The following is a 15924-nucleotide window of genomic DNA, read 5'->3' as shown; positions in this document are numbered from 1 at the left end:
GCGCTCCACTCATGCCGGCAGATTGATAACATATCCAGCGTCGTTGAAGCCGAATTATTCAGGATGCAAGGTTACTTGGCTAGAAAACAATCATCGATTGGCGATAGTTCGGCTGGAACTCGGGCGGGTTGTGTCTGTTGAACTGAACGAACCCGATGGGGAAAAAGAGAGGTGTGAATTCAATTTCCAGGGAGCGTTGGTTGTCGGTGATGCAGAAATATGCAGGTCAAGAGAGTCCTGGGTTCAATAGCAGTCGTTCGCTGAAGTCGTGAGGGCTTCAGTGCTAGCTGTGCTCCGTGGTCAGGACCGAGCCGGGATCGTCTCAATATCTTGCTGACGAAAGGCTCAGGGGCCTTGGGTGGGTGCAAGGTCGATCTCATCTGCTGCCATGGTGGGCGTTGATTCCGGCTCGTCGCGAGAGACCCCCAGCAGGCTGTTGTAATTCGTCCGCGCAAATGCTGATTCACGGATGATTAATAGAAAATAGGCTACCTGGTAACACGACGACATGGGTACAGATGATGTAAGGTTCGGACAGAATGGGGAAAGTGCAGTTTGGCCGTGCTTGGTTCCGACAAATTAGAAATTACGAGCGTAATACCAAAAACGTCAAGAGACGGCATGTGGGTGATCATTAGATTTGCAGCCGAACCTGGAGTGGCTGCGAAACGATGGTCTCGCTAACTGCGGTGGCGCCAGGAAGGTGAACACATGTACTCCATCAATCGGCGCGACAGCCTGCTGCTGCTCGCAGGTGGGTTGACCGGCTCTACGGCCATGACGGAAACAAATGCCCAGACGCAATCCAAGAAGGTTGTCGATGACGGAGTTTCCGAGATCACACCCGTCTATGTGATGACCCACAACGAGAGTCAGTCCCACACTTTTGTGCGGGCCGACTTCTACTCCTACGACACCAAGAAAGACGTGAGATTACTTCCGGGCGCCTCCATCAAGGTTAATGGCTTTGAGTTGCAACGCGACCCGAAAGAGTTGGTCTCCTATATAGGAAAAATCCCCACATCGCGTGGTTTGCTGACCTTCGAGTTTGCGCGTACGCCTGGGAGGGTGATCGAGCATAGTTTTGCCTTGCCGGAACTCGAGATCGTCGAGTTTCCTCGCACTTATCGGGCAGGTGAGACGCTCAAGGTGAGGGTCAATCCTGGGCCACCTCGGGCAGGGGGCATGCGTGATACCCATCGTATGGCAATCTACGCTGGAAACATCTACTACCCCTTTGATCAGAAACCTGCCGCGGAACAAGAGATCGTGTTTGATCCAATTCATAAAAAAATCGAACTTCCGATCGGTTCTGTGAAAGCGAACATCTTTCGTCAGCAGCGCACTCCTCTCAAAAATATTTCCAATGAATTTCAGAGTGGTTGGGCGGTAGCCTCGAGATCGAGAGACTTCAAGATGGAGGTCGTGAAATGATTGATCCTTCGCGCCAAGTCAGTAATCCTTACTGTTAAAAGTAGTTATAACAATAAGACCTTGGTAGTTGCATAAAGAAAGCGGGCTGGCCCGTGTTCTCTATTTGCTCGGCCTTTGTGCATCAGCGCCGCTTTTGCTTGAGGCTCCCATCGCGCGTACCTCGGCAGCGGGGAAAATGACGATGGCTGTAGGGCGACCCGCCTAGCGATGCGCGGCCACCGCCGACAGGCCGTGTGCTCCAACGGCATGACCATGGGTTTCACTGATAACTCTTGGAGGACCCTTCCCATGATCAACAAGACCCTGCTCGCTCTCGCCACCTCGCTGACCCTGCTCGCCGCCGGCACCGCCAACGCCCAGATCGGCAAGGCCGCCTCCGAGGCGACCGATGCGGCCCAGCACAAGATCGACGAGAAGCAGGCCGACAGCAAGGCCAAGAAGAGCGGCCCGGTCGGCAAGGCCGTGAACAACGTGAAATCGGGCTATCACAAGAACCGCTCGAAGGCTTCGGCAGAGAAGGCCAAGCAGTCGCTGAAGAACGCGGGTTGATCCGTGTCCTTCGATACCGCGCGGCGGCGGCTCAGGCCTGACGGGCCTGCCCCGCCGCTTCCTTCGCTTGCGCCGCCTCCCGCGCGCGCACGACCGTCGTCGTCTCGCCCGCATAGCCCCAGTCGTCGGTGTCGATCTCGTCGATCACGATGTGGGTCAGGTGCGGGTCCTTGCCGAGCACGCGCTGCAGCGTGTCGGTGATCTCCGCGATCACAGTGGCCTTCTGTGCGCGCGTGACGCCGTCGCGCGTGATGCGTACGTTGACGTAGGGCATGGCGTTCTCCTTCAGGCGACGTAGTTGCCGGCGCTGCCCGCGCCATCCACCGGCAGCACCGCGCCGCTGGTGAAGCCCGCATCCACCAGGTAGAGCACCGCATCGGCGATCTCGTCGACCGTGCCCAGGCGGCCGGCCGGCTGCAGGGTCTTGAGGAAGCCGTGCGTCTCGGGCGCATGCATCGGGCTGTCGATGATGCCGGGCGCTACCGCGTTCACGCGCACGCCATGCGGCGCGAGCTCGAGCGCCAGCGCGCGCGTGGCCGCGTTCAACCCGCCCTTGAGCAGCACCGCCATGAAGGCCGGCACGTTGCCGCGCGGCTGCATCGCGATCGAGGCCGTGATGTTGACGATCGCGCCCGCGCCGCGGCCGATCATGTGGCGCGCCGCGGCCTGCGAGGCGTAGATCGTGCCCTTCACGTTGGTGGCGATCTGCTGCTCGACCTCCTCGGGCGTGAAGTCCACGAAGGGCTTGGCCAGGAAGATGCCCGCGTTGTTGACCAGCGCATCGACGCCGCCGAAGCGCGTGACCGCATGCTCGACCAGTGCGGTGGCGATGCGCGGATCGGCGATGTCGCCGGCCACGCCGGTGAAGCGGTCGCCGGCGCCGAACTGGCGCGCGACCTCGACCAGCCGCGCGTCGCTGCGCGCATTGCCGACCACGTTCCAGCCTTCGGCCAGCAGGCGGCGCGCGATCGCGAAGCCGATGCCGCTGCTGGCGCCGGTGACGACGGCGGTGCGGGCCTTGCCGCCTTGGGAATCAGGGGTGCTCATGGTGAATGTCCTTCCGGTATGTGCGCTCCGCGAGATGCGGTGGCGTCGTGGAAGGAAGTGTGGAGTCGCTCGATCGAAGAGTGAATGGCCGCGATTCGGCAATCACTCTTCCGCCACTCGAGCGAATCAGCCGGTGCGGCGCCTGGCGCGCGGGGCCTCGGCCTTGGGCGTGCAGACCTTGCACCAGTCCGCGAAGCCCGCGCGCAGCTTGGGCAGCGCGAAGTCGACGAAGGCCCGCACCTTCGGCACCGCCAGCCGGCCGTGCGGCACCACGAGATGCACCGGCAGCGGCGGCGGTTCGTCCTGCGCGAGGATGATGCGCAGGCGCCCGTCGGCCACCTCGTCGGCCACGTGGTACGAGAAGGAACGCAGCACGCCGCGCCCCTCGGCCGCCGAGGCCACCGCCGCGCGCAGGCTGTTGACCACGAAGCGCGGCGCGAACTGCACCGTGCGCGGCAGGGTGCCGGCACCGCTGGCGCCCCCCGCGGGCGGAAAGCTCCACGAGTCGATGCCGAAGTGCGTCATCGCGATCACCTGGTGCTCGGCGAGGTCGGCCGGCACCGCGATGCGCGGATGCTTCGCGAGGTAGCGCGGCGAGGCCGTCGTGACGCGGCGCACCTCGCCCACGGGCAGCGCCACCAGCGTCGAGTCGGCCAGGTGCGCGATGCGCAGCGCCACGTCGATGCCCTCGTCGATCAGGTTGGCCGGGCGGTCCAGCAGGTGCAGCCGCACCGACACCGTGGGGTGCGCGTTCATGAAGGCATCGAGGATCGGCCGCAGCAGCGCCTCGCCCGCCGCGACCGCGGCCGTCACCGTGAGCCTGCCGCGCGGCGCCGAGCGTTCGCCGGCGGCCGCGATGTCGGCTTCCTCGAGGTCGGTGAGGATGCGCCGACAGGCCACCGCATAGCGCTCGCCCGCCTCGCTGAGCCGGATCGAGCGCGTCGTGCGGTGCAGCAGCTCGGCGCCCACATGGGCCTCGAGGAAGGCGATCGCGCGGCTCACGGCGGCCGGCGACTTGCCGAGCTTGCGGCCGGCACCGGCGAGGCTGCCTTCGGCCAGCGCCGCCACGAACACCTTCATGGCGTCGATGCGGTCCATGATTCTTCCTTCTCGCGAAATACTGAATGCCCGAGGATAAAGATTCATTCGCGGGCCGGCAATCCGTAGCATCGAATCCCTCGATTCGCCGGAGCACACCATGGCCACCCCCCGCAGTGCCGCCGCGCGCACTGCCACCGCATCGCACCCGCGCGCCGCCTCCAATTGGCCCGTCATCCTCGCGGGCTTCTGCGCCACGCTCGTGGGCCTGGGCCTCGCGCGCTTCGCCTACACGCCGCTGCTGCCCGCCATCATCGACGCGCACTGGTTCGACGCCTCGGCCGCCACCTACCTCGGCGCCGCCAACCTCGTGGGTTACCTCGCGGGCGCCTTGCTTGGCGGCCCGATGTCGGCGCGCTGGCCGGTGCGCGGCGTGCTGCGCGCGATGATGCTCGCCACCGTCGCCTCGCTCGCGGCCTGCGCCTGGCCGCTGGACTTCGCATGGTTCTTCGGCTGGCGCATCGTCTCGGGCATCTCGGGCGGCGCGCTCATGGTGCTGGCCGCGCCCACCGTGCTCGCGCACATTCCGCCGCGCCAGCGCGGCCTCGCGAGCGGCCTGGTGTTCGCGGGCATCGGCCTGGGCATCGCGGCCTCGGGCACGCTGGTGCCGCTGCTGCTGCGCCAGGGACTGGGCGCGACCTGGCTCGGCCTCGCGCTGCTGGCCCTGCTGCTCACCGCGCTCGCATGGAACGGCTGGCCCGCCGCCGCGCCGGCACCCGTGGCCACCGCGCACACCGCCGCCGCGCGCAAGCCGGCCACCGGCGCGCTGCGCGCGCTCACCGTCTCCTATTCGCTCAATGCCGTGGGCCTCGTGCCGCACATGATCTTTCTGGTCGACTTCGTCGCGCGCGGCCTCGGGCAGGGCCTCGCGGTCGGCGCGCAGTACTGGGTGGTGTTCGGCCTCGGCGCGCTCGTGGGGCCGGTGCTCAGCGGCTGGCTCGCCGACCGTGTCGGTTTCGCCACCGCGTTGCGCATCGCCTTCGTGCTGCAGGCCGCGGCGCTCGCCTTGCCCGCGTTCGGCCTCATCGGCCATGGCGGGTTGATCGTGTCGAGCGCCGTGGTCGGCGCCTTCACGCCGGGCATCGTGCCGCTGGTGCTGGGCCGCGTGCAGGAGCTGCTCGCGCATCACCCCGCGATGCAGAAGCCCGCATGGAGCCGCGCCACCACCGGCTTCGCGGTGCTGCAGGCCAGCGGTGCCTACGGAATGTCGTGGCTGCTCGCGCACGCGGGTGGCGGGTATGCGCTGCTGTTTGCCGTGGGCGGCGTGGCGATCGTGCTGGCGCTCGTCACCGACATCGTCGCGCGGAGGCTGCACCCCGCCGCCTGAGCTGGTTTCCCGCGGCGCATCGCTCTTACACTGGGGCGATGAAGCGAGCCCTGGAAGTCGAGCGCACCCTTCAGCCCGTGGTCGAGCTGAAGGAGCAGGGCGCCGCCTACGGCTACTCGGTGCGCGCGCCGCGCTCCAAGGGCGTGATCCCGCCGAGCTCCTACCGCGACAGCGGTTTCGCCACGCTGCCCGACTGCCTGCGCGACGTGGCCAAGGCGCTGGGCGGCGACTTCAAGCGCATCTACATCCGGCTCGAAGGCCATTGCGTGGGCGAGCGCGACATCGTCCAGCTGCGCGATGCGCCCGAGGCGGTGGCCGAGGCCTTGAAGGCGGCCTGCCTCGAGGCCGATGCGGCGGTGAAGCCCGTGGGCGATGCCGGCGGCCAGGGCTGAGGGCCTTCAGCTTCCCCGCAGGTTCGTCGCCGCGTAATCGCGCCCCTTTCTTTTTCGGGGGCTCCATGCAGATCGATATCGCGCAATCGACGCCGACCGCCGCCAGCATCGCGAGGCTCGTGCAGGCCTTCTACGATCTGGGCCAAGTCGTCGCGAGCGAATTCCTGATTGGACGCTTCAACCAGAGCTACCGCCTGGACTTCGCCGACGGCCGACGCGTGGTGGCGCGGCTGAGTCCCGAGCGCTTTCGTGGCGGGCCCAATATCGCCTTCGAGGCGGCCGCGCTCGCGCACTGGGCCGATGCCGGTTGCGCTGTCGCGCGCTGCCTGCCCGCAGCCAATGGCGAGGCGGCGATCCGGGTGCAACTCCCCGAAGGACCGCGCGCGCTGATGCTCTTCGAGCACCTCGAAGGCGAAGCCACCGGCGACAGCGTCGAGCACATCGCGCTGCTTGCGCACGGGCTGGCCGCCTTGCATGCCGCGGGCGAGAGCTATGGCGGTCCGCCCAGCGCCTACACCCTCGATCTCGATCACCTGTTGCACCGTCCGCTCGAAGCCCTGTTGTGCGGATCGACCATGCCGGCCGAACTGCGCCCGCAGTACGAGGAGATAGGACGTCGCCTCGACGACGACATCCTGGCCTTCGGCGAACTCTTGCGCGTGCTGTGCCATGGCGACACGCACGGCTACAACAACTTCATCGCGGCCGATGCGAAGGGGCAGCGCCGGGCGCTGTTCTTCGACTTCGACGAAGCGGGCCCCGGCTACCTGGCCTACGAACTCGCGGTGTATCCGTGGAGCCTGCATCCGCGCATGCCCGATGGCGTGATGAGCGAGAAGGCCAGGTCCCAATGGCTGGCCTTCATCGGCGCCTATCGCGAAGTGCGGCCGGTCGCCGATGTCGACCTCGCCGCGATCCCGCGCTTCATGGCCGTGCGGCAGCTCTGGCTGCTGGGCGAATACGCGGCGCGCATTCCCGACTGGGGATCGCAGTCGATACCGACCGACTACCTGCGCAAGCAGACCGCCATGCTGCGCGCATGGCAGACGCTCGAGCTGCCGCTATGACCGGCCGTCGCGCGCCACCGCGATGCACTTGATCTCCACCAGCAGCCCTGCGTGCGCGAGCGAGTGCACGCCGATGCAGGTCCAGGCGCACTGGCCGCGCGGAAAGATGCGGTCCTTCACCGCGCGGAACACCGGCATGTGCGTGGCCATGTCGACGTGGTAGGTCGTCATCTCGACCACGTCCTCGAAGCCGCAGCCGGCTTCGGCCAGCACCGTGCGCAGGTTGTCCCATGCCGCGACGAACTGCGCCTCGGGGTCGGCGATGACCTCGAGCTCGGGCGTGCGGCCGACCTGGCCCGCGCAGTAGACCGTGGCGCCGACCTTCACGGCGGGGGCGTAGCCCGCGCGTTCGGCGAGGCGTTGCATCGAGGCGGGGATGATGAGTTGTCGTTGCGTCATGGCAAAGGGATGTGGGGTTCCGGAGAGCGGCCACCGGCCGGATCGGGCGCGGCCTCGACATGGTCCAGGCAGCTGCAGTTTCCGACCTCGTCCCAGCCCGACAGAGGCGGGGGCCTCGTCGCGTCGGCAGGGGCGGTGGGTGCGATGGGTGGCGAGTATGGAGCGTCGTTCATGGTCTGGTGGCGTGGGAGGTTGTTGTTCACTTGGGCGCGAGCAGCCTGCCGCTCGCGAGCGATTGCAAGGTGCGAATCGCGAGCACTGCGATCAGCCCGCTCAGGAAGACCAGCAGCGCGAGCGCGAGCACGGTCAGCGGCAGGAAGTCGGCGTGATGCGCGTAGCGCAGCGCGGCATTGGCGAGCGCGGCGATCGGAAAGCTCAGCGCCCACCAGCCGGCCGCGAACGGAATGCTGCGCCGGAACACCTTGAACACCAGCGTGAAGAAGACGAAGAGCCCGAAGTAGAAGAGCAGCGCCGCGAAGGTGTCGACGCGCTGGAAGAAGCCGGTGTAGGCCAGGAAGCCCACCTCGAAGGGCGCGACCAGGATCATCAGCGAGGGCACCATCTCGTTGGTCAGCTTCTCGTGGTGATGGATCAGGCGCGACACGATCATGGTGAAGAACACCAGCGCGACCATCGTTCCCACCGCCATCGCGAACAGGTTGAGTTCGCGCGCCCAGGCCATGGGCATGGTGGCGCCGGCCACCGTGATGTCGAGCGTGGCCACGCCCGGGATCAGCCAGGCCGGCACCGAATGGCCCGCGTCGACCTTGCCGCGCAGCATGCGGCTCACGATGGTGAAGGACAGCGCGACGGTCAGCGCGGCGCCGATGCTCCAGAGCAGTTGCGAGGCCCGTGCGCTGACCGGCGCCACGACCGAGGAGATCAGCAGCGTGGCGATGGCGATCGTGCCGAAGAAGTTGCCCGCGATCGGGTGCATGAACTCGGCGCGCACCGCCTGCGGATGCAGCACGGCCTTGGCCGCATAGGCCAGGCACAGCAGCACGAACACCGCGACGGCGATGGCGCCGATCGCCGCGTGGATGCGCGGGCTCGCGCCGAACTGCTCGCTGGCCTGGTGCCAGGCGCCGGCCAGTCCCGAGATGCCCATGACCGAGGCGAAGAGGTTGACCGGCAGGTGGCGAAGGGAGGCCTGTCGCGGAGGGGCTGCCGGGCTCAGCGTGTGGGTGGTGATGATTTCTTGCTCCTGAAAACCCCCGCGCGAGAGCGGCGAGGGCGAAGCAAAAGTCTAGGAGTCGGTGGTGCTCGGCGGTGAGCCACGATGGCGCGGTTTGCGCCATTGATGGCCCGTTTCAGGCCACGCTGTGGAAGCGCTCGCGGTAGTCGCGCGGTGTCGTGTCGAGCCGCTTCGCGAACACCACGCGCATGTGGTTCGCGCTGCGAAAGCCGCAGCGGAAGGCCACCGTCTTGAGCGGCAGGTCGGTCTCCTCGAGCAGCTTGCGCGAGAAGTCGATGCGCACCTGCTCGACGAAAGCCGAGGGCGTCATCGCGGCGTCCTTCGCGAAGCTGCGCGAGAAGGTGCGGCGGCTCACGCCCACCGCGTCGGCGAGCTGCTCGATGCTCAGCGGCTCGCTCAGGTGCTCGGTGACGTGGCGCAGCACCTTCGCCACGATGGTCTCTTCCTTCGGGCCCACCGCCAGGTAGGGGCTGTACTGCGACTGCCCGCCGTCGCGGCGGATGTAGACGATCAGCCGCTTGGCGATGCGCAGCGCCAGTTCGTGGCCCCAGTCCTCGGTCACCAGCGCGAGGCAGAGGTCCACCCCGGCCGTCACGCCGGCCGAGGTGAACAGCTTGCCGTCGCGCACGAAGATCTTGTCGGGCCGCACGCGCGCTCGCGGAAAGCGCGCAATGAGCCGGTCCACGTCGTGCCAGTGCGCCGTGACCTCCTTGCCGTTGAGCAGGCCCGCATGGCCGAGCGGAAAGGCGCCGTTGCACACCGAGCCATAGCGCCGCGAGCCCTCGGCCATGGCGTTGAGCCAGGCGAGAAAGGGCGCGGGATAGGCGTGCAGCTCGGGCAGGTTCGGTCCGCCGGCCACCAGCAGCAGGTCGGGCTGTTCGTGGTGGTCGAGGTAGCCCGTGCCCACGTGCAGCTGCATGCCGTTGGCGCAGCGCACGCCGCCGGCCTGCAGGCCCACGAGCGTGATCTCGTACTGCTGGTGCGGGGGCAGGAAGCGGTTGGCCTCGGTGAAGACGTCCATGGGCGCCGCGACGTCGAGGGCCTGCACCCCTTCGAGGACGACGATGACCAGCTTCATGAGGCGCGCTTTCGGGGCCGATGGGCGGGCGATTGTAGAACGCCCTGTCTACATGGATGGCCGCGCGGGTTCGATGCCCCCGCTGTGAAATTTACTGTGAGCGTTCGCCCCCGCGGATACACAGGCATACGCAATCGCGTTCGCGAGAGGCGTGCCGCTCAAACAATCACTTCCGTCAGCAGCAACAACCCTCTCCTTCCGCCACTGACGACTGTCCGTCTCCTTCTTCTTCTTCTTCTTCTTCTTCAACCTTCGAGAAAGTCCATCATGAAGTCTTCCGTCCTCCTCTCCGTCGCCGTCCTCGCTTCCGTGTTCTCGCTCGGCGCCAGCGCCGAGCAATACCAGGGCGTGCTGCAGTTCCAGTCGACCGCGAGCCGCGCCGATGTGCGGGCCCAGGCCGTGGTCGCCGCCCACAGCGAAGACCCGTACAGCGAAGCCGCCCAGGCCGGCGTGCCGCCGGTGTTCCAGAGCCAGGTCGCCCGTTCGGACGCCCGCTCGCAGGCCGTGGCCGCCGCGCGTGCCGGCAACCTCTATGGCGACGTGAGCGGCGATGGCGTGGCCCGCGTCGTGGCCGGCAACGTCGACCGCCAGGCCGTGCGTGCCGAGGCGCGTGCGACGGCGGCGCGTGGCGTCAGCGAAGGTTCTTGATGCGGGCAGCAGGCCGCGCCTCGGGCGCAGCAGCTCCAGCGTGCGGGCCGGCCTTCAGGGTGCGGCCCGCCGCGCTTTCTCTTTCTTCTTGTTCCCTTAATCCCACGCCGGCGACAGCCCGGCCGGATCCGTCAGCCGCTCGCCACGGTCGAGCGCCGCGATCTGCGCCATCTCCGCATCGCTGAGCCGAAGCTGCTGTGCCTTGAGGTTGCTCTCGAGGTTCGCGCGCTTGGTCGACGACGGAATCACCGCATAGCCCAACTGCATCGCCCAGGCCAGCACCACCTGCGCCGTGGTCGCGCCGTGCGCCTTGGCAATTGCCTCGATCGCGGGGTCGTTGATGACCTTGCCGTAGGCCAGTGTCATGTACGAGGTGATGTGGATGCCCTGGCTCTTCGCGAACTCGGCCAGCTTGCGGTTCTGCAGGTAGGGGTGCAGCTCGACCTGGTTGGTGGCGATCTGCGCCGCGCCCACGGCCGCGATGGCTTCCTTCATCAGCGCGATGTTGAAGTTCGACACGCCGATGTGCTTCGTGAGCCCCTGCGCCTTGGCCTCGGCCAGCGCGCCCATGAACTCGGCCACCGGCACCGCGTTGCCGGGCGAGGGCCAGTGGATCAGCGTCAGGTCGACGTGATCGGTGCGCAGCTTCGCGAGGCTGTCCTTGAGGCTGGGCACCAGCTTGTCGCTGGCGTAGTTGTCGGTCCAGATCTTGGTGGTGATGAAGAGCTCGTTGCGCGCCACGCCGCTTTCGGCGATGGCCTGGCCCACCTCGGCTTCGTTGCCGTAGATCTGGGCCGTGTCGATGGTGCGGTAGCCGAGCTCGAGGCCGGTCTTCACCGAGTCGATGACCACCTGGCCCTTGAGGCGGAAGGTGCCGAGGCCGAAGGCGGGGATGGGGGTGTTGTCGTTGCTCATGGTGGGGTCCTTGGTTGAGAAGTTACGTACGTCGAATCGATCGATCGATGAATGAAGGTGAAAGAAGGGAGAAGACGCCGCGCCCTCGTCGCGCGGCGCAGGCGCGCACCGCGCCTCAGTGTCCGACCGGCACCGGCCCCGAGGCGCGCACCGGGATGCCGCCGCGGCGGTCGAGCACGCCGCTCCACTGCGTGAGCGCCAGCGACACCAGCACCACCAGCGCGCCGATCCAGGGCGTGTGCATCAGGCCGAGGTGCGTGACGATCAGGCCGCCGGCCCAGGCCGCGCCGGCAATGCCGAGGTTGAAGGCCGCGATGTTCAGGCCCGAGGCCACGTCGACCGCCTGCGGCGTGAAGCGTTCGGCCTGCTTCACCACGTAGACCTGCAGGCCCGGCACGTTGCCGAAGGCCACCGCGCCCCACAGCAGCACCGCCACCACGGCAAACCACTTGTGCGGCGCCGCGAAGTTGAACAGCAGCAGCACCGCGGCCAGCAGCGCGAAGATGATCTTCAGCGCCGGGATCGGGCCCAGCCGGTCGGCCAGCTTGCCGCCCCAGATGTTGCCCACCGCCACCGACACGCCGTAGACCAGCATCACCCAGCCCACCGCGCCCGCGCTGAAGCCGGCCACGTCGGTGAGGATCGGCGCGAGAAAGGTGAAGGGAATGAACGAGCCGCCGTAGCCGATGGCCGTCTTGGCATACACGAGCAACAGGCGCGGCTCGGCCAGCACCTTGGCCTGCTGCGCCAGCGAGGCCGGCGCCGTGTGGCGGATGTCGTTGGGCACGAAGATCCAGCTGCCCACGAAGGCGATCACGCCGAGCGCCGACACCGCGAGGAAGGTTTCACGCCAGCCGAAGTGCTGCCCGATGAAGGTGCCCAGCGGCACGCCCGTGACCAGCGCCACCGTGAGGCCCGTGAACATGATCGCGATCGCGCTGGCCGCCTTTTCCTTGGGCACCAGGCCGGTGGCGATGGTCGAGCCGATCGAGAAGAACACCCCGTGCGCCAGCCCCGTCAGGATGCGCGCGGCCACCAGCGTCTCGTAGCTCGGCGCCTTCCAGGCCAGCAGGTTGCCGACCGTGAACAGCGCCATCAGGCCCAGCAGCAGCGCCTTGCGCGGCAGCTTGCCCGTGAGCGCGGTGAGCACCGGCGCGCCGATGGCCACGCCCAGTGCATAGAGGCTGACCAGCAGGCCGGCGGAGGGAAGGCCGATGCCTAGATCGGCGGCGACCGTGGGGATGAGGCCAACGATGACGAACTCTGTCGTTCCGATGGCGAAGGCGCTGAGGGTCAGCGCTAGTAGGGCGATGGGCATGGGGCACTCCTTCTTGGATGGGAGGAGTGTCTCGCGATTATTCTTGCAAATTAACTAGATGCAGAGAATAAGATAGTTGACTGAAAGTCAATTGTAATCAGTTCTATATAAATTAGAGATTTTGGCGGGGATTTTCTGGGTTGTAGATGGTTTATGACTCCGACTAGGACCAGCTATGGTCATCATCTTCATCCACCTTATCGAGAAGCGAATGCTCTCCAAGTCTATAAATAGTGCCAATAATTTCCAACGTCATCAACATTGAATACCACAAAGACATCCATGCTAATGCCGAAAGCCATAGCATAGTTGGGAATCGTTGTTGAATTAGGCCAATTAGAATTGAAAAAACAATTGAGATTAGTGGATAGGCGATGTCTGCATTAATTGTTAATACGGATATTTTTCTTCCGTCTTTTTGCGCCATTCTTGATTTTTCATGAAAAAGACGTACAAATTTCTTGGAAAGTGAAAATATTAAAGCGTAGACGCCAATTCCGAAGCCGAGTATGGTCGGAAGAATGGCCGTGCTAAGGGCTCCTCCACTAGAGACAAAACTATCTTTGCCCAATCCACATTGTGGGAATTTATTGTCTATTGCAATACAAGGGGCAAAGATAGTGAGCACAGTTAGTCCGATGGAAAAAATAATACAAGGCAGCAATTTCGCCCACATTAAAAGGGGTGCGAACTTTCGATCGGAGGCGAAATCACCATTGAAAACGTACGCATTGGTGATGGCGAGCAATGAGCCCAGGATGGGTATTTTGACTAGGTGTTTATAAATCATTCATCCGGCTCCGCTGCAGAAATATCTATTTTTGACTCTGTTGCATCGATTTCGGCCTTGTTGGTTGCTCGAAGGAGCTTTGTTTTTACTCGCTTGAGATAGGACGCGTCATCATCGTTTGCGCTCCGCCTAACGATGAAAGTTAATGGCGAATTGAGGGAGTTGTACGTTTGCTTTTTTGCCGTTGAACTGACATAGTAGGTCATATGAAGAGTTCCAACTAATGCTGCGGCTCTAACCATTGAGGACAGAAAGTCAGGCATTTTGGCGATTTTCCCATCCCCGCCGGAAGCCTCTACATGAAGCTTTTGAGTTCGCGATTCACGCAGGTCTGCCAAAAACTCTTGAGTATTATGTCCGCCATTTTGAAATGTGACGTCGAGGGTTATTTTTTTAAAAGCTGTGGCGGAATTTAAAACTTGTTCAATGTCTTCTTGTGCTGAAAGTAGATTAATGTGAAGTTCGTGTGCGGGAAAGCTATTGCTCATGGCTTCTTTGAAGAAGCCATGGAGTGCCTTGATCATGATCGCCGGGCTAAGTACCACATCACCTTCAATTGCAAGATAGTGGTGCTTTGAGTCAAATAAGAAGGGTATATTCGCTTGTCGAGACACGGTTGTGGCTCGAGTTTTATTGACGTATACGGCTTTTCCTCTATTTATGTCGCTAACAATGTTTGTTCGGGTGTATTTAATAAAATTGCCCGATACAAATCCGGCGCCAAAATTGAACTCGGCAGGACCAAAAAATGTATCTGCAGATAGCTTGAAATGAAATAATGGAAGGGTTTGTTCTTTTCGGTGCTTGCGATTTGTTTCACGCAAGAGTGAAAAGAGCCTCTTATACCCCGCAGGACCCACATCTTCTACTTTAGTAGATGTGGGCAAAAGTTGAACGTTGTATACAAAAAACTTTGTCATTGCTCCTCCAGTCGAAGTGACCATCATGCACCAAAAAGATACATTGTGAAACTTTTTTATTCCTGACGGCTTGATCCTGTAGATCGGAGAGATGCAATAGGGTTTGTGCTGGGGTGACCACTTAACGTTCGGACAAAACTTAAGAGGAGTTACTGAAGTTTGGAGGGCTGAAAAACTAGGGCTTAGAGTGTTGAGATGAAGGGCATAGTTCGCGAGTCGTTTCAATTTGGGAGGCCAGAACGGAATCTCCGTGAAAGAAGGGATAAGCTTCCGCAGTTGCATCAGGGATGCAGCCGGGTTTGGAAGCCTGATGAAGCTCTGCAAAACTTGGAGTCCATCAAATGGCAGAGTACCTTTGTGCTTGCGCACGATCTTCTGATCTCTCGACATCCGTTCGTCTCGCCTCAAGCGACCTCGCACTCCAAATGTGCGACGACGCCGACCACCTCAACGAAGTCCTCCGGGCCTACACCGCGCTGGAAAAGCTGGTGGCACCCGCCGACCTCCAGGACTGCGAAACCCTCGCCCCCACCCGCACCGAGCTCAGCGCCTTGCTGTACCTGCTCAACCAAGCCCTGATGTCTCGCATCGACACGATCCACGCCGCGGCCCTCACGCTGCGCGGGGCGATCGAAGACGCGAGCCAACCCCCGACCCCGGCCATCGCCGCGCCATGAAATGAAAAAAGCCGCCGGCAGAACCGGCGGCTTTCACGTATTCGACCAATCGGCGAGGCGCCAACTCAAGCCGCCATCGGCTCCGGCAACACCGACGTCAACGCGAAGTCGATCAGCCGCAGCCAGGTTTCCTCCAGCCCCATGATGTTGTGGTGGTCGGAGTTCGCCACGGTCTTCACGCTCACGGGCGTGGGCCAGGCGTCGATGAGCTTCTGCGAGCGTTCGTGCAGCACGACGTCGTCGCGCTCGGCCAGCAGCACCTGGGTCTTGGCGGCGACCTCCTTGCTGTGCTCGATCGAATCGAAGCGATGGCGCAGCAGCAGCGACAGCGGCACGAGCGGAAAGCGCTTCTTCGCCACTTCGAGCATGGAGTCGTAAGGCGTCACGAGCTGCAGGCTCTCGAAGGGCTGGCGTGCCGACAGCTGGATGGCGACACCGGTGCCGAGGCTGCGGCCGACGACGTGCAGGCGCGCCTGCGGGAAGGCGCGGCGCAGGTGGCGCGCGAACTGTTCGGCGTCGGCCACCGAGGCGACCTCTGACGGGCTGCCCTGCGAATCGGCCACGCCGCGGTAGTTGATGGCGGCCATGCCGAAGCCCTCGGGCAGCCAGTGCAGGGCCTGGGCGGTCACGCGCACGTCTTCGCCGCGGCCGGCCAGGTAGAGGAAGAGGTCCTGCACGGCTGCTTCGCCCTGCGGGTGGTAGACGTAGCCGCGCACCATGCCGCCGGGCACGGGGTGCGAGTAGGTGGAGAAGTCTTCCGACAGATGCACCACGGGCCGCTTGCGGGCATTGAAGAGGATGTGGCCCTGGCGCGTGGCCAGCAGGGTCCAGTAGGCGGCGAGGCTGCCGATGACGGCGGCCGAGGTCGACAGGGCGAAGCGGGCGATTCTTGCGTTGGTGTTGTATGAGGGCAAAGGGGCTCCCGAGAAAAAGGCCGGCATGTGTGATGCGGGCGGGAAGGCGATAGTTTCGCCGCGTTGGGAAGACAGCGCGTAGCGCGGTGTATGACGGTGTTCGACGATGTACGGCGAGGTTGGCTGCGTGATGTGGAGCACGGCGCCGCGCGACGC

At 64.1% G+C, this 15924-nt stretch carries 18 protein-coding genes; 7 read left to right on the top strand and 11 right to left on the bottom strand.

The annotated features are described in order from the left end of the window. Positions 1-711 precede the first annotated feature (711 nt). Together KV106_RS17640 and KV106_RS17635 are read left to right on the top strand one after the other, a co-directional pair. Positions 712-1434, top strand: coding sequence for a hypothetical protein (locus KV106_RS17640; RefSeq protein ID WP_261211379.1), 723 nt, complete (start codon positions 712-714; stop codon positions 1432-1434). 291 nt (positions 1435-1725) lie between these two features. Further along, the gene (locus KV106_RS17635) at positions 1726-1983 is read left to right on the top strand and encodes a hypothetical protein (protein ID WP_409976535.1); all 258 of its coding nucleotides are present in this window, start codon (positions 1726-1728) and stop codon (positions 1981-1983) included. Between the two features lie 31 nt (positions 1984-2014). On the opposite strand, the gene KV106_RS17630 is transcribed toward KV106_RS17635, so the two are convergent. The 3 genes from KV106_RS17630 to KV106_RS17620 form a co-directional block, all read right to left on the bottom strand. Beyond that, positions 2015-2257 (bottom strand): tautomerase family protein, encoded by a 243-nt coding sequence (locus tag KV106_RS17630; RefSeq protein ID WP_057593911.1) that lies wholly within the window; start codon positions 2255-2257, stop codon positions 2015-2017. An 11-nt stretch (positions 2258-2268) separates the two neighbouring features. After that, on the bottom strand, positions 2269-3030 hold the full coding sequence (locus tag KV106_RS17625; protein ID WP_261211375.1) for an SDR family NAD(P)-dependent oxidoreductase: 762 nt from the start codon (positions 3028-3030) through the stop codon (positions 2269-2271). Positions 3031-3156: 126 nt separating this feature from the next. After that, positions 3157-4128, bottom strand: a complete 972-nt coding sequence (locus tag KV106_RS17620) for a LysR family transcriptional regulator (RefSeq protein ID WP_261211373.1) — start codon at positions 4126-4128, stop codon at positions 3157-3159. 100 nt (positions 4129-4228) lie between these two features. Between KV106_RS17620 and KV106_RS17615 the strand changes: the two genes are divergently transcribed. The 3 genes from KV106_RS17615 (at position 4229) to KV106_RS17605 (ending at position 6914) form a co-directional block, all read left to right on the top strand. Then, entirely contained in the window at positions 4229-5455 is a 1227-nt protein-coding gene (locus tag KV106_RS17615) for an MFS transporter (protein ID WP_261211371.1), read from the top strand. A 38-nt stretch (positions 5456-5493) separates the two neighbouring features. After that, complete coding sequence (locus KV106_RS17610) at positions 5494-5847, top strand: hypothetical protein (protein WP_261211369.1); 354 nt, start codon at positions 5494-5496, stop codon at positions 5845-5847. Positions 5848-5912: 65 nt separating this feature from the next. Beyond that, positions 5913-6914, top strand: a complete 1002-nt coding sequence (locus KV106_RS17605; protein WP_261211367.1) for a phosphotransferase enzyme family protein — start codon at positions 5913-5915, stop codon at positions 6912-6914. Here the strand turns inward: KV106_RS17605 and KV106_RS17600 are convergent. The 3 genes from KV106_RS17600 to KV106_RS17590 all read right to left on the bottom strand — a co-directional run bounded on the left by KV106_RS17600 (position 6909) and on the right by KV106_RS17590 (position 9586). Continuing rightward, a complete protein-coding gene (locus KV106_RS17600; protein WP_261211365.1) occupies positions 6909-7313 on the bottom strand; it encodes a RidA family protein in 405 nt (134 codons plus the stop codon). The two genes, KV106_RS17605 and KV106_RS17600, sit on opposite strands and share 6 nt — an antisense overlap. A gap of 199 nt (positions 7314-7512) precedes the next feature. Then, positions 7513-8505, bottom strand: a complete 993-nt coding sequence (locus KV106_RS17595) for an SLAC1 anion channel family protein (RefSeq protein ID WP_462982919.1) — start codon at positions 8503-8505, stop codon at positions 7513-7515. Positions 8506-8623: 118 nt separating this feature from the next. Beyond that, complete coding sequence (locus KV106_RS17590; RefSeq protein ID WP_261211363.1) at positions 8624-9586, bottom strand: GlxA family transcriptional regulator; 963 nt, start codon at positions 9584-9586, stop codon at positions 8624-8626. 267 nt (positions 9587-9853) lie between these two features. On the opposite strand from KV106_RS17590, the gene KV106_RS17585 reads away from it, so the two are divergent. Next, positions 9854-10234: a hypothetical protein gene (locus KV106_RS17585; RefSeq protein ID WP_057597225.1), complete on the top strand. Its 381-nt coding sequence runs from the start codon at positions 9854-9856 to the stop codon at positions 10232-10234. A gap of 96 nt (positions 10235-10330) precedes the next feature. Here KV106_RS17585 and dkgB read toward each other — a convergent pair whose 3' ends face one another. The 4 genes from dkgB to KV106_RS17565 all read right to left on the bottom strand — a co-directional run bounded on the left by dkgB (position 10331) and on the right by KV106_RS17565 (position 14177). Beyond that, positions 10331-11149, bottom strand: coding sequence for a 2,5-didehydrogluconate reductase DkgB (gene dkgB / locus KV106_RS17580; RefSeq protein ID WP_261211361.1), 819 nt, complete (start codon positions 11147-11149; stop codon positions 10331-10333). A 115-nt stretch (positions 11150-11264) separates the two neighbouring features. Further along, positions 11265-12467, bottom strand: coding sequence for an MFS transporter (locus KV106_RS17575; protein WP_261211359.1), 1203 nt, complete (start codon positions 12465-12467; stop codon positions 11265-11267). 163 nt (positions 12468-12630) lie between these two features. Then, positions 12631-13257: a hypothetical protein gene (locus KV106_RS17570; protein WP_261211357.1), complete on the bottom strand. Its 627-nt coding sequence runs from the start codon at positions 13255-13257 to the stop codon at positions 12631-12633. Then, the gene (locus tag KV106_RS17565; RefSeq protein WP_261211355.1) at positions 13254-14177 is read right to left on the bottom strand and encodes a DUF4747 family protein; all 924 of its coding nucleotides are present in this window, start codon (positions 14175-14177) and stop codon (positions 13254-13256) included. The genes KV106_RS17570 and KV106_RS17565 overlap by 4 nt, the downstream gene beginning before the upstream one ends. A 425-nt stretch (positions 14178-14602) precedes the next feature. Between KV106_RS17565 and KV106_RS17560 the strand changes: the two genes are divergently transcribed. Further along, entirely contained in the window at positions 14603-14854 is a 252-nt protein-coding gene (locus KV106_RS17560) for a hypothetical protein (protein WP_261211354.1), read from the top strand. 65 nt (positions 14855-14919) lie between these two features. Here the strand turns inward: KV106_RS17560 and KV106_RS17555 are convergent, their stop codons facing one another. Next, positions 14920-15768, bottom strand: coding sequence for an alpha/beta hydrolase (locus KV106_RS17555; RefSeq protein WP_261211353.1), 849 nt, complete (start codon positions 15766-15768; stop codon positions 14920-14922). Between the last annotated feature and the right edge of the window lie 156 nt (positions 15769-15924).

Source organism: Variovorax endophyticus (assembly GCF_025376855.1).
GTDB lineage: Bacteria > Pseudomonadota > Gammaproteobacteria > Burkholderiales > Burkholderiaceae_C > Variovorax.
The sequence above is the reverse complement of the archived record's forward strand: the minus strand, read 5'-3'. Positions and strand labels throughout refer to the sequence as shown.